The sequence below is a fragment of the Caldichromatium japonicum genome (assembly GCF_011290485.1).
In the GTDB taxonomy this organism is placed as follows: Bacteria; Pseudomonadota; Gammaproteobacteria; order Chromatiales; family Chromatiaceae; genus Thermochromatium; species Thermochromatium japonicum.
The window spans coordinates 737,442-759,175 of sequence record NZ_CP048029.1 but is presented as its reverse complement, the minus strand read 5'-3'; the positions used below and the strand labels follow the sequence as shown (position 1 = coordinate 759,175).

At 60.9% G+C, this 21,734-nt stretch carries 15 protein-coding genes; 7 read left to right on the top strand and 8 right to left on the bottom strand.

Annotation, left to right across the window (positions count from 1 at the left end):
- Positions 1–647: 647 nt before the first annotated feature.
- The 7 genes from GWK36_RS03785 to GWK36_RS03755 all read right to left on the bottom strand — a co-directional run bounded on the left by GWK36_RS03785 (position 648) and on the right by GWK36_RS03755 (position 9,587).
- Positions 648–2,114, bottom strand: coding sequence for a coproporphyrinogen-III oxidase family protein (locus tag GWK36_RS03785; RefSeq protein WP_166270025.1), 1,467 nt, complete (start codon positions 2,112–2,114; stop codon positions 648–650).
- A 48-nt stretch (positions 2,115–2,162) separates the two neighbouring features.
- On the bottom strand, positions 2,163–3,053 hold the full coding sequence (locus tag GWK36_RS03780) for an IS630 family transposase (RefSeq protein ID WP_425482775.1): 891 nt from the start codon (positions 3,051–3,053) through the stop codon (positions 2,163–2,165).
- A gap of 65 nt (positions 3,054–3,118) precedes the next feature.
- Positions 3,119–4,135 carry a biotin synthase BioB gene (locus GWK36_RS03775; protein ID WP_166270023.1) on the bottom strand — a complete coding sequence of 339 codons (1,017 nt, stop codon included), beginning with the start codon at positions 4,133–4,135 and terminating at the stop codon, positions 3,119–3,121.
- Positions 4,136–4,177: 42 nt separating this feature from the next.
- The gene (locus GWK36_RS03770; RefSeq protein ID WP_166270022.1) at positions 4,178–5,110 is read right to left on the bottom strand and encodes a DMT family transporter; all 933 of its coding nucleotides are present in this window, start codon (positions 5,108–5,110) and stop codon (positions 4,178–4,180) included.
- A gap of 102 nt (positions 5,111–5,212) precedes the next feature.
- Positions 5,213–6,133: a hypothetical protein gene (locus tag GWK36_RS03765; RefSeq protein WP_166270021.1), complete on the bottom strand. Its 921-nt coding sequence runs from the start codon at positions 6,131–6,133 to the stop codon at positions 5,213–5,215.
- A 20-nt stretch (positions 6,134–6,153) separates the two neighbouring features.
- Positions 6,154–8,259, bottom strand: coding sequence for a methyltransferase domain-containing protein (locus tag GWK36_RS03760; RefSeq protein ID WP_166270020.1), 2,106 nt, complete (start codon positions 8,257–8,259; stop codon positions 6,154–6,156).
- Positions 8,260–8,312: 53 nt separating this feature from the next.
- Positions 8,313–9,587, bottom strand: coding sequence for an HD-GYP domain-containing protein (locus GWK36_RS03755; RefSeq protein ID WP_166270019.1), 1,275 nt, complete (start codon positions 9,585–9,587; stop codon positions 8,313–8,315).
- Between the two features lie 298 nt (positions 9,588–9,885).
- Between GWK36_RS03755 and ileS the strand changes: the two genes are divergently transcribed.
- Genes ileS through rimK form a run of 3 tightly spaced genes read left to right on the top strand, consistent with a single transcriptional unit; the run spans position 9,886 to position 14,157 of the window.
- Positions 9,886–12,714, top strand: a complete 2,829-nt coding sequence (gene ileS, locus GWK36_RS03750) for an isoleucine--tRNA ligase (RefSeq protein WP_166270018.1) — start codon at positions 9,886–9,888, stop codon at positions 12,712–12,714.
- Positions 12,715–12,732: 18 nt separating this feature from the next.
- The gene (gene lspA, locus GWK36_RS03745; protein WP_166270017.1) at positions 12,733–13,245 is read left to right on the top strand and encodes a signal peptidase II; all 513 of its coding nucleotides are present in this window, start codon (positions 12,733–12,735) and stop codon (positions 13,243–13,245) included.
- Positions 13,246–13,251: 6 nt separating this feature from the next.
- Positions 13,252–14,157, top strand: coding sequence for a 30S ribosomal protein S6--L-glutamate ligase (gene rimK / locus GWK36_RS03740; RefSeq protein WP_166270016.1), 906 nt, complete (start codon positions 13,252–13,254; stop codon positions 14,155–14,157).
- Position 14,158: 1 nt separating this feature from the next.
- Here the strand turns inward: rimK and GWK36_RS03735 are convergent, their stop codons facing one another.
- Positions 14,159–14,899, bottom strand: a complete 741-nt coding sequence (locus GWK36_RS03735) for a retropepsin-like aspartic protease family protein (RefSeq protein ID WP_166270015.1) — start codon at positions 14,897–14,899, stop codon at positions 14,159–14,161.
- Positions 14,900–15,041: 142 nt separating this feature from the next.
- Between GWK36_RS03735 and GWK36_RS03730 the strand changes: the two genes are divergently transcribed.
- The 4 genes from GWK36_RS03730 to GWK36_RS03715 all read left to right on the top strand — a co-directional run bounded on the left by GWK36_RS03730 (position 15,042) and on the right by GWK36_RS03715 (position 21,707).
- Positions 15,042–17,003, top strand: coding sequence for an SLC13 family permease (locus GWK36_RS03730; RefSeq protein WP_166270014.1), 1,962 nt, complete (start codon positions 15,042–15,044; stop codon positions 17,001–17,003).
- 102 nt (positions 17,004–17,105) lie between these two features.
- Positions 17,106–19,955, top strand: coding sequence for a 2-oxoglutarate dehydrogenase E1 component (locus GWK36_RS03725; RefSeq protein ID WP_166270013.1), 2,850 nt, complete (start codon positions 17,106–17,108; stop codon positions 19,953–19,955).
- The gene (gene odhB, locus GWK36_RS03720) at positions 19,952–21,166 is read left to right on the top strand and encodes a 2-oxoglutarate dehydrogenase complex dihydrolipoyllysine-residue succinyltransferase (protein ID WP_166270012.1); all 1,215 of its coding nucleotides are present in this window, start codon (positions 19,952–19,954) and stop codon (positions 21,164–21,166) included. The genes GWK36_RS03725 and odhB overlap by 4 nt, the downstream gene beginning before the upstream one ends.
- Positions 21,159–21,707, top strand: coding sequence for a retropepsin-like aspartic protease family protein (locus GWK36_RS03715; RefSeq protein WP_246237656.1), 549 nt, complete (start codon positions 21,159–21,161; stop codon positions 21,705–21,707). Before odhB ends, GWK36_RS03715 begins: the two co-directional genes overlap by 8 nt.
- Positions 21,708–21,734: the final 27 nt, after the last annotated feature.

Sequence of the window (21,734 nt, the reverse complement as noted above, 5' to 3'; positions counted from 1 at the left end):
TGAACCCCCTGAGCCTCATCCTGCTGGAGTGATCCCCCATCTTTTGCCGCTCTTCTTCCCGCCACCACGTCCCTGATGGACCTTAGCACCCCTGGCTCGGACCATATTGGTCTGAACCAGGGATCACCTGGGGCCTGTTTCGCCCACCGCGCCAAGGGAGTACTGCACTGGAGCGAGGGGGATACAGGCCAATCCCGCGCGATCTGGACCGCAGCGCCCGTTGAGCGGGCCGTGGGGGGTCTTGACGACGCAATCTGCGCCCTCGGATCGGCCAACACAGGCATCGAGCGCCTCCTGGGGTGGGCGGGGCGGGATACCAGATCTCGATGACGGATCATTAGACACTTTGAGCACCTCATTGGGCGGCGGGCGATCGCCCGGCGGGGCTCGGTCGGGTATGCAAACCCAATCGGGGCCACGTGTCTGACAGGTGCCGGTGATCAATTGACCCTGATCGGTAAACTGACAGGGCGCTGCAGCAGGCTGACCTCGACAGGCATCAAGGGCGACAGGCGGCGGACCTTGTAGAGGGCGGGGGTTTTCGGCGCAACCTGGGGCGGCAATCATGATGCCGCACCCCATCAAGATCCAAGACAAAGGCTGCGCAGGTCGTTTAGGATCTTGTCGGATCATGCTCGTGGCATACCTCATACGACAGCTTGGGTCCGGTAGGGATTGAGTCGACCCGGGGCATATTCATCCGGCGCAAAGGGGATATAGGCTGGGGTGTGGAATTGATGGCAGACCTCGTCGGCAAAGAAAGCGCCCTTTTTGGTCAACCCCGCAAAGGCGCCCTTGTCCTCGACCAACCCTTCCCCCTCGAGCTCTTTCCAGAGGGTGGGGAAGGCATCGGCAAACTCGATCCCCGTCCGCTCGCGATATAACGCCTTGTCGATGTCGCGGTTCTTGAGCGGAAGCACAGCGGCCCAGCGTTTTTGATCGTCCAAGCTACGTTTGAGCCCGCGATTGGCCGGCAAGCGTCCGGAGTCGATACGCTGATAATACTCCTCGAAGCTCTGAGTATTGAGCAAGAAGCGATCGCGCAGGCTGCTGAAGGCGGTGAGGCCAAAGCCGACCTCGTCATAGAGCTGACAGCACTGGTTGTGCGCATAGTGCGAGTATTTACTCGGCTCCTTGGAAAAGACGCGCCGCAGATTCTCGTGATAGCCATGCGCTGCTAGGATATCGATCGCGGCCTGTTTCATGCGGATCGCATCTTCGAAGACCGGCAGTTCCTGGGGACGCAGACGCACGATCCGGTCGATCGGTCCCTGGGCGTCGCCATAGGATTCGATCTTCAGGCGATAGAGCTGGATCTCATCGACGCCCAGCCTGACCGCCTGAGCGATCATCTCCATCCAGCCTTCAAGCGTTTGCCCCGGGTAGCCGAAGATGAACTCGATGTTGAGCTGGAAGCCATCGGCCTGACAGGCATCGATCGCTGCAAGCGCGGTCTTGACATCGTGCGGACGATGCATCTTGGCCAGGACCTTGTCATCGAGCGACTGGATACCGATGGTCAACCGATCGACGCCATGTGAGCGCAGGATCTGGCGCCGCTCAGCGCCATAATGATCGACCAGGGTGCCGGGATCGACGTCGAAGTTGAATTGGGTGACTCGCGAACAATCGACCCGTTCTTTGAAGGCGGTCAGCATCCGGTCGAGCTGGGCAGGGGTAAGCAGGGTTGGCGTCCCACCGCCGACCAGGATCGAGCGGGCGACAAAACGATCGATCCCTAAATGTTCGCGGAAGATATCCATCTCCCGCTCAAGTGCCGCGAGATAGCGCTCAGTCTCGGGATGGGTCTTATCCCCAAATTTGCCGAACTTGACGGGGTAATGGCAAAAGATGCAGCGCCGCTCGCAAAAGGGCACGTGCAGATAAACGTCGAACAGACCGTCCGGCGGTAGGGTATAGCCCGCCAAGACCTGCTCAGGCTCAGCGGGCGGATACATGGTGATCGGCGGATAATGCACCGAAGGGAAAAAATCGCCTGATTGGGCGATCATCCCTAGCTCGCGCAGCCGTCTGAACTCCTGGACGCGCTGTTCCAGATGTTCAGGCTCTACCAGGTCCCAGACATGGCTTGCGGTATTCACTAGAGTATTCATGCTTTGCACCTCGCATGGTATTATTGATCCGAAACCAATGAACTTGTATTACGCGGCATCATGGAGCTTGGGATGCTGGAAGTAGCGCATGATGCGTTGGGGGGAATTGAGAAGGCGGCGCAGGTGGCTGACGGTCGCCTTCTTCAGATCGCCCTTGGCGCGGGAGGGCGCCTGCGCGGTGATGGTGGCCTTGAGCATCTCGTTGGGGTTCAGTGCTGGGCTGTAGGGGGGGAGGGAGGAGGCCTCGATTTGATTGGCGCATGCAGCCAGCCAGGCCTTGACCGGCTTGGTGTGATGCACGCGCAGGTTGTCGAGGATGAGGAAGATCTTCTTGCCCCTGGCGTCCTTGACCAGCCGCTTCATGAAGTCGATCAGGATGTCGGCGTTCATCGCCCCCGCGAACGCCTTCCAAGGCACCTTGCCGCGGTTGGTCAGCGTCGAGATCACCGACAGGCCTTCGCGACGGTGCGTGACGCGAATCTCGGACGTCTTGATCGCCGGCGCATAAGAGCGCCCGCGCACCTCGTCCGAGCGCAGCCCCGTTTCATCGCCCCAGTGGATTTCGGCGCCCTCGGCCTTGGCGCGCCGGGCAATGTCCGGGTAGATCTCCTCAAGCCACGTCTTGCCCGCCGGCGGGCTTTGCTCATAGGCGCGCCGAATCGGTTTCTGGGGCGTCAATCCCCAGCGCACCATGTACTTGCCCTCCCCCTGCGGCCTGAGCTCGATGCCAAAACAGCCGAGGATCAACTGCCGCACCGCCTGCCGGCTCCACAGCGCAAACGGCAGCTTCAGCTCATCCGGCGTCCCGTCGCACATGAGCTTGCGTATCTGGGCGTCCTGCTCCGCCAACAGCGCCCGCTTCTCACCCACCTTGCGCCCACCCCCCTTGTCCTTGAGCCCTTGGGCCCCTTCGCGCGCCGCAAACGACAGCAATCTCATGTCTCGTCTTTCCATGCCCACGACATCAGGACAGCTCACTCAATTTCAAAAGTATGTGTTTCTTATCAAGAAGCAGCGGCGACAAGCCCGGCACGGGCAGCAAGCGCGCGCAAATAATCGTCATTGGGTCGATAACGGGTTTCGTCATAGATCGGAAAGAGATGCTGAAACGCCGCCGGAGTGCCGTCATGAGCAGTCAGGGTATTGGCCCCTGCCATCAACCCCAGGTATTGGCCATCGGGTTTGAGTTTTTCGAGTGAGCTCGTGGTCGGCATAAGGGCGTGGGGATTGAGGATACGCAGCAGGGCCATGAAGTTGAGCGTAGTCTCGACATCCCCTGGGGGGCAGTGCTCATAGACGGTGCCATGGCCAGGGATGAAGACCGAGGCGCTTACCATATCGAGTTTAAGCCCGGTCAAGAAACGCAGATCCGCGACTAGATCGTCCTCGGTCTGACCAGGGAGTCCAACGATGATACCGCTGCCGACCATGAAGCCCAGATCGAGCAGATCCAAGAGACATTGATAGCGATCCTGCCAGCGGTCATTGGGCTTGACCGTTTCATAAAGCTCAGGGCGTGAGGCCTCGATCTTCAACAGATAGCGATCGACCCCAGCCTCACGCAGCGCCTGATATTGCACGCGACTGAGATTGCCGATACAGCCGATCAATTGGAGGTCGGGCATGCGCTCTTTGATGCGGGCACAAGCATGCACGAAATGGGCGACAAAACGCTGATCCTTGTTTTCGCCCGCCTGTAATAGCAGAACGCGCCGGCCCCGCTCGTGATAGAGAAAGGCGGCGATCTCGACCAGATCGGCGCTCGGGATGACATATTTCTTGGTATCTGGGCTACCGATATTGCAATAGTTGCAGCGTTGTTTGCAGATGTTAGAGATCTCGATGACGCTGCGTACCTCGGCGCGGCGATCCGGAAAGCCCTGCAGTCTCGACTCACAGGCAATGGCGAAGAGTTCTTCTTGGGACTCCCCGCGCAGTCTGAGAGCCGCCTTGACTGCCTCGGCAAAAGACTCATCGCCCTGGATTTGGGCGCAGAGCGCGCGCAGGTCAGGCTTTTGCATCGAATCGACCCTCTTCATGCTCAGCACACCTCGCCATACGATCTAATTCAAGAGCGTCCTGACCGACAGAACAGCAACACCCACGACACCGATCAAGCTCCCCGCCAAACGCCGTCGGCTAGGGATCTGGTGATAGACGAGGAACGTGATCAATAACACGAACAAGGGCTCGGTCGATAGCAGGGTATTGGCGATCGCCAAGGGGGTCCATTTCATCGCGACCAGCGACAGAAAGAATCCACCCAGGGCGACCAGGGTAGCGATCAGACAAAAACAGATTGCTAACCGCCAATCGGCGACCAGGGGCGTCAACCAATTTCCCGCCCCCAGATAAAACATCGGCGCCGAGACAAATAGCGATACCACCCCGCCCGCCATCCGCCACCAGGTCGCAGTCAGCGCATCGGTTTCAGCCAATGCGCCCTTGGCCAGGGTGACGGAGAAGGCCATCGCCAGCACCGAGCCCAGACCAAACAGTACGCCGCGTGCTGTGGCACGCCCCTCACCTTCCTCCGCACCTGGTTCTGGGTCCAGCAAGACCAACGCCACCCCCAGGATCACCAGACCTAGTCCTCCCCATTGCAGCCAGACCAGGCGCTCACCGAGGAAGGCCACCGCCATAATGATGGTGGCCACCTGCCCCAGCAGCATGAGCTGCACCACCGAATGCGAGGACAACGCCCGCAGCGCCTTGAAAAACAGGGTGTCAGCAACCCCAATCCCCAGGATACCGCTGCTGAAGAGCACCGCTGCGGTCATCCAGGATGGCGCCGCGGGCTGGGCCAGGAGGATCAGGGCGCAGAGCACGATCAGGCTAAAGACACCTTTGGCGAAGGCCAAGGCCATCGCCGGCAGGCGCTCGGCAAAAGGCTTCAACAATAGGGCACCCGCTGCCCAGGTTGCCGCCGAGGCCAAGGCAGCGAGGATGCCGATCAGCTCTTGCGCCATCCCCGCCCCGCTGCCCTCGAACCTCATCCATGCCCTCGTTTGACTTTAGACCAAAGGCGCACGGGCAATCTCCCAAGGTTTATGGCGTTTCTCTCGCAAACGCTGCGCGATCAACCAGGTTTGCAAGCGTCAATGTTGCGTCTGCGTGCCCATCCGTTGGCGCAGATCGGCAACGATCTCGCTCACCGAGCGGGTCACTGGCTCACCCATCTCATTGGGCTCGATAATCAGCCGATCACCCTGGGCGCTCAATGCCTCGATGAGCGTAGCAGCATCCTCGGTACGCCCTTCCTGGAGATATTGCCGCGCCAGATAGGTCTGAAGGGTTGGGATGGCGTCGATCCCCTGCTCGGTGACGATCTCCTCATAGGGCGAGAGGCTCAAGAGCGACTGGTAATACATCTCCGCATTCTTGGCATTGCGGTTCATCGCCGCGTCCAGGGCCTGTTCAGCGAGGGTCACGCTGGTCGCCCAGGATTCCGGATAGTTGGCGATCAGGTTGTTGAGCGCCGCTTCGCGTTCGGCACGTTCGGCTTCGGTCTCGGCACCACGGCGCGGAAGCGCCTTTTTGCTCAATTCGGTCAGGTGCTGATAGTCGGCCTCGCCATAGGTCTTGCGGTCGCGCTGGCGCATCTGGGCGGCCCGCTCAGTGAGACGCTGGCGATTCTCCTCAAACCGCGCCCGTGCGGCATATTGCTCGCCGAGGGTCGTCAAAAGCGACTCGCTACCTGGTGAACCGGCGAGCAGGGGTGCGGCCGCATCCAGCCCAGATGCATGCACGGCCCGCGCAACCTGGGCGAGCTGACGCTCCAGGGCCTCGATCCGGCGCGCCTGTTCATCGAGCCGCGGGTCAGAAGGACTGGATTTGGGCGTGCCAGCGGTCATAGCGCTGGGGGCTTCAGAGGCGCTCACCGGCCCCTTGGCCTCAACCTGGCCACCATCTACCGGAACCCCGGGCGTGGCGCGCTGGGCCAATTGCAGTCCGATCGAGACCAGCGAGAGGATCAGGGCGCTAAAGCTGGCGATCAATGCCGTGCGTTGTACATTCATGGATTTAGCCTCCAGTCTGCTTAAGGCGCTTGACGTCTGTAGGGCCTAAAGATCAAAAGATAGCGCTGGGGAATGATCTGGGCGCTGGACTCGAGCACAAAGCCATACTGCTTGAGCTGGGAGACGATCAACTCCCGGCGGATATAGGGACCATGATAGGGCAAGACACCTGAGGGCACTGGCCCGTTATCGACAATCGCCAGACGCCCACTGGGCTTGAGCGCCTGCCGGATGCTGTTGATCATCCCTTCCCGCTCGGCCTGCGACGAGACGCCATACAGGATGTGATACAGCGAACACATAAAGACCAGATCGGCGCTTCCAGGTTCCTGGCTGCTGAAACCATCGGTCTTGGAGACGCGCCCTACGACCTGATCGAGGCCCCATTGACGCGCCAGGGCGTTGAGAAAGTCGATGTGCGAGTCCTTAGTGTCGAACGCCTCGACCCGTCCCTGACGACCCACCCGCTCGGCAAACTTGAAGGTATAAAAGCCCGGACCGCTACCGACATCGACCACATGATCGCCGGGTTGGATAGGTAAGAGCGCCATGACCTTGGGCGAGTTCTCCCAGCGGTCGCGTTCGGGATTATTGAAGAGGATGAAATCCTCGAAGGCCTGTCGGCGGACGATCCCGATCTCACGGGTTTTTTCATCCACTGCCTCCTCATCGGGTGCGATGTTCACCACATCCTTGAGCTTGTATTTGCGGGCGATATAATGCTTGAGCTCAGCATAGTGATCCTTTGAGAGATAAGCAATGAACTCAGCCGTCAAGGGATCGCGGGTCATTTCCCGCCGTTCGTCCTCATTGGCGAGTAGATAACGGGCGGTCCATTGCAAGGCGGTATATTCACCGCCGAAATTCTCATTGGGGATGATGCTGTCATAGAGGCGAATGGCCTGACGCGCGGCGTCCTGATCGCCTGCAAGCGCCTTGAGCATCAGTCGCCCGGCGGCAACCCCAGATGGCGTGATATCGAAGGAATCCAGGCTGCCGATATGGATGACCGCATCGGCGTTCTCGACCCGAATGCGGTCTTGATCCGGTGCTGCAGTATAGACCGGCGGCTGGGGTGTAGCGGACTTGCGCAAGACCAAGAGATAGCGATAGGGCGACAGGTTCTCATCCCTGACCAATTCGAAACCATAATAATACAACTGGGCCAAGACAAATTCGCGATCCACATAGGCGTTATGCAATGAACGCCCCTCCTGTTCGCGATTGTCCAGAATGATCAGATAACCGCCTGGACGCAGGGTGCGATGCAGGGTCTTCATGAAGGCATTGCGCTCGCCGGGTTGGCTCCAGGCATAGAGCACATGATAGAGTGAGGCGATAAAGACCAGATCGGTCGGCTCGCGCACCACGATGTCATTGGTCTTGGACAGGATCGGCTCAATGCCCTCGATCCCATAGTCAAGAATAAACCGGCGCAACTGTTCGACATAAGTCTTTTCGGTATCTGCTGCATAGACGACCGAGCCTGTGCCCAGCGTCTCGGCGATTCGGGTTGAGAAATAGCCAAAACCGGCCCCTAGATCGATGGCCCGCCGGACCTCAGGTTTTAATTCGCCGATGATTGCCATGACCCGTTCAGTCGCATCCCATTGCGAACGGTCGGGGTTATTGAACAGGATCAGGTCATCGAGGAAGGTCAGGCGATCGAGATGGGACTCAGGATCGGGCGGGCTATAATCACCAGCGCGATATTTGCGCTGGAGATATTCCTTGAGATGCTTGGCATCATCGGCGAGAAAGAAATCGAAATAGGCCCGCTCGAGCTTGGCGGCAGGACGCGCTGCTTCCCAGCCAACTTGATTCATCTTCAGCCAGGCGCGCGCCAACCAGATCAGGGCCGAGCCGCTACCGCCCGGAACCTCATCGGAGCGATGGGCCTCGATCTCAGCGATCGCCTGTTCCACCAAGGCCGGTTTTTTGGCAGTGAGGCCAGCGAAAAGCCTCTGGGCATCTTGCCGCGCCGTCTCAGTCACTGGATTGGGGATGGCACCCACCCGCACGATCGAACGTTTGCCAGGCAGGGGTACATCGAGCGCATCACCGGCCCAGACAGGTTGCAGGGATAGACCGAACACCAAGACCGACGCGAGCAATGGATAGAGCATATAAACGCATCCAATGTTTGATTCACCAGAAGAATATCCAGCGGCGAGGTAGATCAACGGACCCGCCCGTGTCTCTGGCCTTGGAAGTAGTAACTGAGTTTGTCCGAGAGATTGAGATATTCGATCTGTGCCTGGGTCAATTCGGAAATCTTCAAGCTCTCACGAATACCAATCTCTTCCTCGATCAGATTGAGGATCAAGGCCTCCTCAGCAGGAATCTCCTCGGAATAGACCAAGACATTCGGTTTGAGCAGATCCTCGGTATTGATCGAGGTCACTACGGCGATCCGCCCATCGTTCAAGCGCACCACGGTTCCCGGTGGATAGACGCCCAGATGGGTAATGAAGGTCGTTAGGACCTTGGGATCGTACCATTGGCGCTCTTTGGAATACATGCGCGAAATCGCCTGATGGGGCGACAGATCCCGTTCGCTGCCGAAGCCGTTGCACAGATTGTCATACCGGTTGACCACCGTCAGGATGCGGGTGAGCAGACCCAGATCCCTAGCCGATAGGCCCTCAGGGAAGCCGCTGCCATCCATGTGTTCATGATGCTTGACGATGATCTCGATGACCCCGGCAGGTAGGGTGCCGATCTGGCGGGCGATCTCGGCGCCATAGCGCGGGTGCTGTTGATAAAACCGGCGCTCGGCCTCGGTCAATGGGCCCTTTTTCATCAGGATCTGGCTGGGGATCTTGAGATGCCCCAAGTCATGAAACAAGGCCCCCATCCCGAGCAGGCGCAACTGGGCCTGATCCAGATCGAACTCGCGCCCGAGCACCAAGGCGAGCGCCGAGACATTGACTGCATGATTGTAGCTGTTCTCATCTCGATGCTTGAGATTGACCAGTTGCACCGTGGTCTCGGGGTCCTCGGTCAGCTCATCGACCATCCCGCCGACCAGCTCAACCGCTTCCTCAGCCGCCTGGGCCGGGGCCGAACGCAGGTGCGACATGATGCTGCGCGCCAGATTGGCCTTTTGCAGATAGCACTTGGCGCACTGATTGAGACGGGCGCGGCGTTCCTTGAGCTGTTGGATGCGTGTATGCTTTTCGCTCCAGAGCTTAGAGGTAAATGCCTGTCCTCCGGCCTCATCGGCCAAGGCATCAGCTGCTGGTGAGTCGGACTGGTCCTGCGCCCAGAAGGGATCGCTGCGATCCAAGTCGACGCGTATCGTCTCAAGATCCAGCTGGCGTAGGATGTTGATCTGATGCTGGTTGCGGATCTTGAAGCTATTTGTCAGGAACGGATGGCTTAACCAGGGCAGGTCGAGCATGACGAACATGCCGATGCGCAGCTCATCCTTATCAAATCGCCGTTCGTTCACTGCTGAAGCCGAGGACCCGGGGCAAATATTTCCCTTAGGGAATGAGAGGATACCCTTGCCGATGAGCAGGGTAAGACAAGGTATTGTATAGCCCAGCGACGAGCGGAAGGCAGTATAGGATCACAAAACCGCCGCCTGGCCGGCCCTTGGGTATCGCGACCCATCCATCCCCGAGCAAGCCTTGTTGCCTCATCAAGCCCAGAACATCCGTTTGGCGCGGCTTGATTCTCAATGGGCACACTTGTAGCTTGAAACCCTTGAGTTTTCGACCCGATTTCCCTTTCAGGATGCGAGCGCAGTGACCGATTACAAACACACACTCAATCTGCCACAAACCGATTTTGCCATGAAGGCCAACCTTCCCCAGCGTGAGCCCGAGATACTCAGCCGCTGGGAGGCATTGGATGTATATAGTCGCATCCGCCAGGCACGCGCCGGATGCCCAAGTTTTATCCTCCATGACGGTCCCCCATATGCCAATGGCGAGATCCATATCGGTCATGCGGTCAACAAGGTCTTAAAGGACATCATCATCAAGTCGCGTACCCTGGATGGGTTCGATGCGCCCTTCGTTCCCGGTTGGGACTGCCACGGTCTGCCGATCGAGCTCCAGGTAGAAAAACAGCACGGCAAGCCCGGCCAGCGTTTAAGCCCTGCCGAGTTTCGCGCCGCCTGTCGCGCCTATGCTGCGAGTCAGGTGGATCGTCAACGTACCGATTTCAAGCGACTTGGGGTCCTAGGCGACTGGGAACGGCCCTATCTGACCATGGATTTCGCCTTCGAGGCCGAGATCATCCGCGCGCTTGGGCGCATCATCGCCAATGGGCACCTGCAGCGCGGCGAAAAGCCCGTGCACTGGTGTATCGACTGCGGCTCGGCCCTGGCCGAGGCTGAGGTCGAATATACCGACAAGTCATCGATCGCCATCGATGTTCGTTTTCCCGCGGTCGATCCGGCAGCGATCGAGGCCCGTTGTCATGGCACACCGACGGGCTGCGGTACGGGACCGGTGTCGGTCGCAATCTGGACCACCACCCCCTGGACCCTGCCGGCCAATCAGGCGGTGGCCTTGAATCCCGAGCTTGACTATGCCCTGGTCGAGGCGGTCTGTGAGCGGGGACATGCACGATTCCTGCTTGCCGAGGGATTGGTCAAGGACTGCATGGATCGCTGGGCGATCCAGGACTATCGCGTGGTGGGCTATGGGCGCGGCAGCGCCTTTGAGGGTGTCCTTTTGCATCACCCCTTCTATGAGCGCCAGGTCCCGATCATCCTCGGCGAACATGTCACCCTGGATGCCGGCACTGGCGCTGTGCATACCGCACCCGGTCATGGGCTCGAGGACTATCTGGTCGGAGCGCGTTATGGATTACCGGTCGATAACCCAGTCGGACCCGACGGCCGGTTCTTACCGGGGACGCCCCTCTTTGGCGGCGAGAACGTGTTTCGCGCCAATGAGCATGTGGTCGAGGTCCTCAAACAGACCGGCAACCTGATCCTCGAAAGCCGGATCACTCATAGCTATCCGCATTGCTGGCGGCATAAGACCCCGATCATCTTCCGCGCCACCCCCCAGTGGTTCATCAGCATGGACAGACAGGGGCTGCGCGAGGCGGCGCTACGCGAGATCAATCAGGTCCGCTGGCTGCCCGACTGGGGCAAGACCCGCATCGAGGCCATGGTGCGCAATCGTCCCGACTGGTGTATCTCGCGCCAGCGCACTTGGGGTGTGCCCATCCCCCTGTTTATGCACAAGAAGACCGGCGAGCTCCACCCGCGTACCCTGGAGCTCATCAAGCTCGTCGCCAAACGGGTCGAGAAGGCTGGGATCGACGCCTGGTTCGAGCTCGAGCCTGTGGATCTGCTGGGGGATGAGGGGGTTCTCTATGACAAGGTCCACGACACCCTGGATGTTTGGTTCGATTCTGGGGTCACCCATGCCTGCGTGCTCGAACAGCGTGCGGGACTGCGGGTTCCAGCCGATCTCTATCTCGAAGGCTCAGACCAGCATCGCGGCTGGTTTCAGTCATCGCTCATGACCGCAGTCGCCATGCGGGGGGCAGCGCCCTATCGCGAAGTCTTGACCCACGGCTTCACCGTCGATGCCAAGGGCGAGAAGATGTCCAAGTCCAAGGGCAATGTGGTCAGCCCCCAGGCAGTGATGCAGACGCTTGGGGCCGATGTCTTACGGCTCTGGGTCGCGGCGACCGATTATCGCGGCGAGATGAGCGTCTCGGATGAGATTCTCAGGCGCATCGCCGATGCCTATCGCCGGATCCGCAATACCGCGCGCTTCTTGCTCGCCAATCTCGCAGGATTCGACCCAGAGAAGGATCTATTGCCGCCCGAACAGATGCTCGCCTTCGACCGCTGGGCGGTCGATCGTGCCCATCAGCTCCAAGAAGAGGTCATCGCCGCCTACAGCGACTATCAGTTCCATTTGATCTGCCAAAAGATCCAGCAATTTTGCGTGGTGGACCTGGGCGGGCTTTATCTGGATGTCATCAAAGACCGGCAATATACCACCCAACCCAACAGCCTCCCCCGCCGCTCCTGTCAGACGGCCATGTATCACCTCATCGAGGCCATGAGCCGCTGGCTCGCCCCCATCCTGAGCTTCACCGCGGATGAGATCTGGTTAGCGATCCCCGGCAAGCGCTCGGCGACCATCCTGACCGAGACCTGGTACGGGGGGCTCTTCCGCTTGGCGCCGGACGAGCCATTGGATCGCGGCTTCTGGGACCAGGCGATTGCTGCCCGCGCGGCGCTAGGGCCAGCGCTCGAGGAGGCGCGTCGGGCCGGATCGATTGGTTCCTCGCTCGCTGCCGAGTTGGATCTGTATTGCAGCGCGCCCTTGTTGGAACTGCTACAACGCCTGGGGAATGAACTGCGTTTCCTGCTGATCGTCTCGGCGGTCAGACTGCACCCGCTCGCCGCGCGGCCTGCGGATGCCGCAGAGACCGAGATCGAGGGGCTGGCTGTGCGGGTCAGCGCCTCAGCGCATCCCAAGTGCGTGCGCTGCTGGCACCATCGCCCCGATGTCGGTCAAAACCCCGAGCATCCCGAGCTGTGCGGGCGCTGTGTCGAGAATGTCGCCGGTCCCGGCGAGGTGCGGCGGTTCGTTTAGGAGCGGGAGACGATAGGCGTGAAACGCTGGTTATGGTTGACGCTGGTGGTGCTGATCCTTGACCAGGCCAGCAAATGGCTGGTGCTCATGGCCATTGCGCCGCACGAAGTAATCGCCCTGACGCCGCATCTCCATCTGACACTGCTGTTTAACGAGGGCGCGGCCTTTGGCATGCTGGCTGGCGCCGCCGGCTGGCAACGCTGGTTCTTTGTCGCTCTGGCCCTAGGTATGAGTGTCTTCTTGACCCTCTGGCTCTTGCGCCTTCAGCTCGAGGAGCGCCTGCAAGCCGCGGCGCTCGCCCTCATCATCGGCGGTGCGCTCGGCAATCTGATCGATCGGCTGTGGTTGGGGCGGGTGATCGATTTCATCCAGGTCTATCTCCCCTTCATCCCCTTGCCCCTGTTCAATCCTTGGCCGGCCTTCAACCTCGCCGATAGTGCGATCAGCATCGGGGTGATCCTGCTGTTGCTCGCGACCTGGCGGGCGTTGCCCACCTCCCCTCTCCCGCAAGGAGAGGGGCGCAAAGAGTAGGCGGGCATGAAGATCGCCATCCTCTCGCGTAATCCCTCGCTCTATTCGACGCGCCGCCTGGTTGAGGCCGCGCGCATGCGCGGGCATGAGCCGCGGGTGATCGATGTCTTGCGCTGCTATATGAACATCACCTCACATGCCCCATCGATCCATTACAAGGGCGAGGACCTGACCGAATTCGACGCCGTAATCCCGCGGATCGGGGCATCGGTGACCTTTTACGGGACAGCGGTGTTGCGCCAGTTCGAGATGATGGGTGTCTATCCACTCAATGAGTCGGTCGCGATCGCGCGTGCCCGCGACAAGCTACGCTCGCTTCAACTCTTGGCGCGCAAAGGGATTGGACTACCGATCACGGGTTTTGCCCATGCCCCCGATGATGTCCAGGATTTAATCAAAATGGTTGGAGGTGCCCCCCTGGTGATCAAACTCCTAGAGGGCACCCAGGGGATCGGGGTGGTGCTCGCTGAGACCCACAAGGCCGCCGAGAGCGTGATCGAGGCCTTTATGGGGCTGAAGGTCAACATCCTGGTTCAGGAATATATTAAGGAGGCAAACGGCGCCGATATCCGCTGTTTTGTCATCGGCGACAAGGTGGTCGCCAGCATGAAGCGTCAAGCCAAGCCCGGGGAGTTTCGCTCCAATCTCCACCGCGGCGGGACCCCTTCGTTCATCCGCATCACCCCCGAGGAACGCTCGGCGGCGGTGCGGGCAGCACGCATCATTGGGCTCAATGTCGCTGGGGTCGATATCCTGCGTTCGAATCATGGCCCGGTGGTCATCGAGGTCAACTCATCGCCGGGCCTGCAGGGGATCGAGACCACCACCGGCAAGGACATCGCCGGCATGATGATCGAGTTCATCGAAAAGAACGCAGCCCTGGGTAAGACCCGCACCCGCGGTCAGGGCTAGCTCATCTCGGGACCAAGGTCAGCTGGTTCTTGGCGTCGTCGATGGTCATCTGAAAACGCCCGAGCAGGCTCATGCCGGCGAGCGCCGTCCCACCGAGGCGCTGGTCATCGATGAAGGCGACCTCGACGTCCTCGACCCGCTTGGGACCGACCCAAACGGCGGGGATGCGCCCGATCAGGGCGTCGACCAGCCCATTGGCGGTCTGGACCGTCTGGGCGGTCAGGGTTTCAGGCGTCAGCCCAAGACCCGAGATCAAGGAGGCCGGCAGCACCACCCGCTCGGCGCCGGTGTCAAGGAGCATGGTCTCTTGGATCGGTGGGCTGCTGCCCAGTCCCTCGAGCCCGAGGGTGACCAGATGCGAGCTGCCTTGACGCTGGGTGACAAGGACGATGATATCGCTGCTTGCCGGCTTGGACCCGTTGCTGGTGGCTGGTGGTGGGACATAGACCCCCTTCTCGCCCAGGATGATGACCCGCTCGATCCCGCCGTCCGGGCGCTGCACGATCACATGATCGCAGTCCTCCAGCAGTAGGCGCAGGCGGTCGGCGAGGGGCCCATCGCCGGCGCGCGCTGTCATACCTTCGGTCCGCTCGACCCCGCGCATCGCAAAGCCGAACTCGGCACTCAGGCGTTTGAGCTCAGCCGCGACCTCGATTCGGGGCACCGAGGTTGTTGGCTGAGCCAAGGCAAGACCGGTCAGCCCAACAAACAACAGGGGGAAAAGGGCTAAGACGGTTGGCATGATCCATCCCCCGGCATCTGCCAAGCTGCACTGATAGGTCCCGGGCGCGGGGGCACACCCCATCTAAAACGCTGCATATTAGATCTCTCTGAACTCGGCTAACATTGGAGGTCACCTTAGATGAAGTGTTTCAGGAGTCAAGATGCCTTTACTCTCACGCGCCCTCTCTATGACCGATCTTGCTGCCGCTGGCTTTGCCATCGTCGCCATCTATCTGGCTGGGATCGTGCCTACGCCCGCGATCGCGTGGGTCAGCGCCTTTTTGCTGCTGACAATCTTTTTGTTCGCCTTCGAGGTGGTCAGCGTCGATGTCGCGGCGATCAGCGTGATGGTGTTGCTTGGACTCACCAGCCTGGCTGCCCCCTGGATGGGCCTTGACCAGGGGCTGGTGCCAGTCGAGCATCTATTCGATGGCTTTGCGAGCAACGCCGTGGTCTCGATCATCGCGGTCATGATCGTGGGCGCTGGTCTCGACAAGACCGGTATCATGTCCAAGGTCGCGGCCTTCATCATGCGTATCGGCGGCACCACCGAGAGCCGGATCATCACTCTGATCTCGGGGACCGTCGGCACGATCTCGAGCTTTATGCAGAACGTTGGGGCCGCAGCCCTCTTTATCCCCGTTGTCAGCCGCATCTCGGCGCGCACCGGCATCCCTATGTCGCGCCTCCTGATGCCCATGGGCTTCTGCGCCCTGCTCGGCGGAACCATCACCATGGTCGGCTCAAGCCCCCTGATCCTGCTCAATGACCTGATCCTGACCTCGAACAAGGCCCTGCCCGAAGGGGTTGCCCCGATGCAGACCTTCAAGCTCTTCGATGTGACCCCGATCGGCATTGCACTCCTGCTCACCGGCATCGTCTATTTCGTCATCGCCGGCCGTTTTATCCTACCCAACCGCCGCACCGAGCTGACCGAAGGGCGTGATACCCGCCAATATCTCGCCGAGACCTATGGGCTGTCTGACTTTGAGATCGCCGAGTTTCGCGTCCCCGAGGACGGGAGCCAGATCATCGGCATGAGCGTCGATGAGCTCGAGCACACCTGGCGGGTGCGTCTGGTCGGGGTCGAAAAGGGCAACGGATTGCGTTTTGGCGCCGACGGGGTGGACAGGACCCTGGGCATCACCCCGGGCAGTACCCTGGCGCTCTTGGGCACAGCCGATTCGCTGCTCGATGTCGCCAATGCCAATAAGCTTGAACGTAAGCGCGATCTCGATATTTTCGCCGAGGCCCTTTCTGCGACCCGCGCGGGGATTGCCGAGATCGTCATCCCGCCGAGATCAAACCTCATCGGCAAGACGGCGCGCGATGTCTGGATGCGTAAGACCTACGGCCTTTCGCTCTTGGCGATCAATCGCGCCGGCCAGCAGATCACCTATAAGACCGGCGGGGTGCGCAATGTCCCCTTCGCCGCCGGCGACGCCCTGGTGGTCCATACCACCTGGGCGGATCTCGCGCGCATCGAAAAGGACCGTAATTTCGTGGTGGTGACCACCGAGTATCCGCACGAGGAGCTGCGCCTGCACAAGGCCAAGGCGGCGCTATTTCTTTTTGTCTTGACCCTTTCCTTGATCCTGTTGACCGATCTGCGTCTGTCGGTCGCCCTCTTCGTTGGGGCCTTGGGGATGGTGCTTCTGCGGGTGCTCACCATCGAGGAGGCCTATCAGGCGGTGAGCTGGAAGTCGGTCTTTCTGCTTGCCTCGCTGATTCCGCTGGGGGCTGCGGTCGAGCACAGCGGCACCGCTGCCTGGATCGCCCAGCAGACCCTGAATGCCCTCGGCGAGGTGCCGGTCTGGGTGGTCCAGGCAGCGCTGGCAGGCCTGGCGACGGCCTTCACCCTCTTGATGTCGAACGTCGGTGCGACCGTACTCCTGGTGCCGCTGGCGGTCAATATGGCGCTCGGCGTGGGGGGAGATCCCGCGGTCTTTGCCCTGACCGTGGCGATCGCTACCTCGAACTCCTTCTTCCTCCCCACCCATCAGGTCAATGCCTTGATCATGGGTCCAGGCGGCTATCGGGTGGCCGATTTCATGCGCGCTGGCAGCCTGATGACCGTCCTGTTTTGGGTCGTCTCGCTAACCATGATCAATCTGGTCATGTGAGGCCGGATCTGAGAGGGCTCGACCCTCCCTGTATCCGCCCCATCCCTGTGCCGGCGCCTCTGGGCAAGACCCGGAGTATCCAACAGCAGGACGATCAACCTGATGAGCAGCTCACCAGATGGGTGGTGCCAGACTACCCTATTGCACGGCGGCAACGCCGCCTTCCTCGAGGCGCTCTATGAGCGCTATCTCGCCGACCCCGCAGCGGTCGATCCAAGCTGGCGTCGGCATTTCGATCAGCTGCGAGAAGGGGCAGCCGCCCCCGAGATCACCAACGGTCCTATCCGGGACCAGTTGCAACGCTTCGCCTCCGCCGGACCGGTTCAGCCAAACGGCTGTCTCGATCCCATCGCGGCCCAAAAACAGGCCGCGGTGCTCAGCATGATCAATGCCTACCGTTATCGCGGCCATCAGGTCGCCGACCTCGATCCGCTGCGTCTGCACGAACCGCCGACGATCCCCGATCTCGACCTGGCCTATCACCAACTTGGGCCGGAAGACCTGGATCAGGTCTTTCACACCGGCTCGCTCGCAGCGCCAGCGCGGCTGAGCCTGCGCGAGATCTTGCGACTCCTGCGCGAGACCTATTGCGGCACGGTCGGCGCCGAATATATGCACATCACCGATACCCAAGAAAAACGCTGGATCCAGCGTCGGCTCGAGGCCTATCGCGCCCGCCCCGAGCTGGATGCCGAGGGGCGTCGCTGGCTGCTGAGGCTCTTGACCGCCGCTGAGGGCCTCGAGACCTATCTGCATCGGCGCTATGTGGGACAAAAGCGTTTTTCGCTAGAAGGAGGGGAGGCGTTGATCCCGCTGCTCGATGAGCTGATCCAACGGGCCAGCCGTCAGGGGACCCAGGAGGTGGTCATTGGCATGGCGCATCGCGGCAGGCTCAATGTCCTGGTCAATATCCTAGGCAAACCGCCCGCGGCGATCTTCGACGAGTTCGAAGAGCGGGTGCAACTCGATGGGCGGCGGATGCTGGGGGACGTCAAATATCATCTCGGCTTTGCCACCGATATCGAGACCCCGAGCGGGCTGGTGCACATCGCGCTCGGCTTCAATCCTTCGCACCTGGAGATCATTGATCCGGTGATCCAGGGTTCGGTACGCGCCCGCCAGCAGCGTCGTCATGATCAGACTGGCGATCAGGTCCTGCCGGTCCTGATCCATGGCGATGCCGCATTTGCCGGCCAAGGGGTGGTCATGGAGACCCTCCAACTCTCCCAGACCCGCGGCTATGGAACAGGCGGGACGGTGCATATCATCGTCAATAACCAGATCGGCTTTACCACTAGCCACCCGCGCGACATCCGCTCCACGCCCTATTGCACCGATGTCGCCAAGATGGTTCAGGCGCCGGTGTTTCATGTCAACGGCGATGACCCGGAGGCGGTGATCTTTGTCACGCGCCTGGCGCTCGACTTCCGCAACCAGTTCCACAAGGATGTCCTGATCGACCTGGTCTGTTATCGGCGCCACGGCCACAATGAGGCCGATGAACCAGCAGTCACCCAACCCCTGATGTATCAGCGTATCCGCCGGCATCCGACACCGCGCACCCTCTATGCCCAACGCCTGATCGCGCAAGGCTTGATCGCCCCTGAGGCGGTCCAGGCGATGGCCGCCGAATACCAGCATGCCCTTGAACAGGGTGTCGTCGTCGCCCGTCCGGTCTTGTGTGCTCTAGATCAGCGGTTTCGCGTGGATTGGCGCTTCTGCTGCAACCAACCCTGGGATCATCGTGTCGCGACTGGAGTGCCGATCGCCACCCTGCACCGGCTGACCGAGGCCATGCTTTGCCTACCGGAGGGCTTTAGTCTGCATCCGCGGGTCGAGCGGCTCTGGGAGGAACGGCGGCGGATGGGTCTGGATGAGCAGCCGGTCGATTGGGGCTATGCAGAGATGGTGGCTTATGCCAGCCTGCTCGATGCTGGCATTCCAGTGCGTCTCTCCGGTCAGGACGTCGGGCGCGGGACCTTTTTCCATCGCCATGCCAAGGTCTATGACCAGGTCACAGGCAAAGAATATGTCCCGCTGCAACATCTTGGCCCCCACCAGGGCGCCTTCATCGCCATCAATTCCATCCTCTCGGAAGAGGCAGTGCTGGCCTATGAATATGGCTTTGCCAGCGCCGAGCCGAACGCCCTCACCCTTTGGGAGGCCCAATTCGGCGACTTTGTCAACAATGCTCAGGTGGTGATCGATCAATTCATCAGTTCAGCATATGCCAAATGGGGGCTGTATTGTGGTCTCGTGTTGCTTCTGCCGCACGGTCTCGAGGGTCAGGGCGCCGAGCATTCATCGGCACGTCTCGAACGCTTCTTACAGCTCTGTGCCAACGACAATATGCAGGTATGCATCCCCAGCACGCCAGCGCAGATATTTCACCTGCTGCGCCGCCAGATGCTGCGCCCCCATCGCACCCCCTTGATCGTACTGACCCCGAAAAGCCTGTTGCGCCATCGCCTGGCGGTGTCACCGCTCGCCGAGCTGGCCCAGGGTGAATATCGTCTGATCATCCCTGAGATCGACCCCCTCGATCCTCAGGAGATCCAGCGGATCATCCTGTGCAGCGGCAAGGTCTATTATGATCTACTGGAGGCGCGGCGTGCTCGCGGTCAAACCGATGTCGCCCTGCTGCGGATCGAACAGCTCTACCCCTTTCCCAAACGCGCCTTGGCCGCAGCGCTCGCCCCCTATGCCCATGTCCAGGAGCTCATCTGGTGTCAGGAGGAGCCGCAAAACCAGGGGGCCTGGAATCAGATCAAGCATCGTTTTCATCACCTCATCCAGCAGGGCAAGCGCCTGTATTATGTCGGGCGCCCTGTGTCTGCGGCGCCAGCGGTCGGCCACCGCGCCCTCCATCTCGAACAGCAGGCGCGCCTGGTCGATGAGGCGCTGAATGGGCGCTATGACCCCAAACTGAATGCCAGGATAGCCCTACTATGACCGTCGCCATCCGTGTCCCCCCCCTGCCCGAATCCATTGCCGATGCGCGTGTACTCAACTGGCATAAGCGTCCCGGCGAGCCAGTGAGCACGGGCGAGACCCTGGTCGAGCTTGAGACCGACAAGGTGATCCTGGAGGTTCCAGCCCCCCAGGACGGGGTGCTCGATGAGATCTTGGCCGAGACAGGCGCGGTTGTCGGCAGCGATGCCTTGCTAGCTGCGCTGCGCCCATCCATTGGGCAGGAGGTGCCGCCTGTCAGCAGGCCACCTGCGTCTGCCGCCCCGCCCCCTCCCAGGCAGGGGCCGCATATCACGCCCTCGGCGCGCCCCTTGATCGATGCCCTGGGCCTGGACCCAGGTGCCATTCCCAGCAGCGGGCGCGATGGGCGGATTCACAAGGCCGATGTCATGGCCTATCTGGATGCACGCGAGCAAGCGTCCCCCCCGCATCATCCCGACCTCGGCCCACCCCCTGCACCAGCCGGCGCACCGCCCTCAACAGGCGGCCCTGAACGTCTAGAACAGCGGGTACCCATGACCCGGCTGCGCGCCCGCATCGCCGAGCGTCTAGTCGAGGCCCAGCGCCAAGCCGCCCTCCTGACCACCTTCAACGAGGTCAATATGCGCGCTATCCAGTCATTGCGTGCACGTTATCGGGATGATTTCGAGCAGCGCCACGGGGTGCGCCTGGGTCTGATGTCGTTCTTCGTCAAGACCGCAGTCGAGGCGCTCAAACGCTTCCCCGTGCTCAATGCCGCGATCGACGGCGACGACATCGTCTATCACGGCTATTACGATATCGGGATCGCGGTCAGCACCCCGCGCGGCCTGGTCGTCCCCATCCTGCGCGACTGCGACCGCCTCAGCCTCGCCGAGATCGAACAGCGCATCGCCAAGTTTGCCCAAAAGGCCAAGGACGGGACCCTCAGCCTGGATGAACTGGCCGGCGGTACCTTCTCGATCACTAACGGCGGGGTGTTCGGCTCATTGCTCTCCACCCCTATCGTCAATCCACCGCAGAGCGCGATCCTCGGCATGCACCGCATCCAAGAGCGCCCGATTGCCGAGAAGGGTCAGGTGGTGATCGCCCCCATGATGTATCTGGCGCTGACCTATGATCACCGGCTGATCGACGGGCGTGAGGCGGTGCAGTGTTTGGTGACGATCAAGGATTACCTGGAGGACCCCAGCCGGTTGTTGCTCGGTGTCTGACGAGATGCGCCCAGACTGGCCGACCCGACTCGGGCAAGCGCTGCTCTTCGGGGCCTGGGTGAGCGGGCTTGCGTTTCTGGTTTGGTGGTTCGACCAATGGCTGGAGAGTGTAGACAATCCCAATCCCAACCCCAATCCGCTGATCTATCAGACCGAGGGCGGCGGCATCGAGGTCGTGCTCAAACGCAACCGCGCCGGCCACTATGTCGCCAGCGGCAGGATCAACGGCGAACCCGTCCGTTTCATGATCGATACCGGCGCAACCCATGTCGCCCTGCCGCTCGATCTGGCTCGCCGGCTTCGTCTACCGCTGGGTCCAGCCGAGACCTATCAAACGGCCAACGGACCGACGCGTGCCTGGCCGACGCGCTTGGAACGGCTGGAGATCGGTAGCCTGGTCATGCAGGGGGTACGGGCAAGCGTACTGCCCAATCTGACGGATGAGGTCCTGCTCGGCATGAGCGTCCTTAAATCATTAGAGCTCATACAGCGCAGCGACACACTGATCCTGCGCCGTCCACCGCCAGCCAGCACGCGCTGATGGTAATTATTGATCCGAAACTAATGA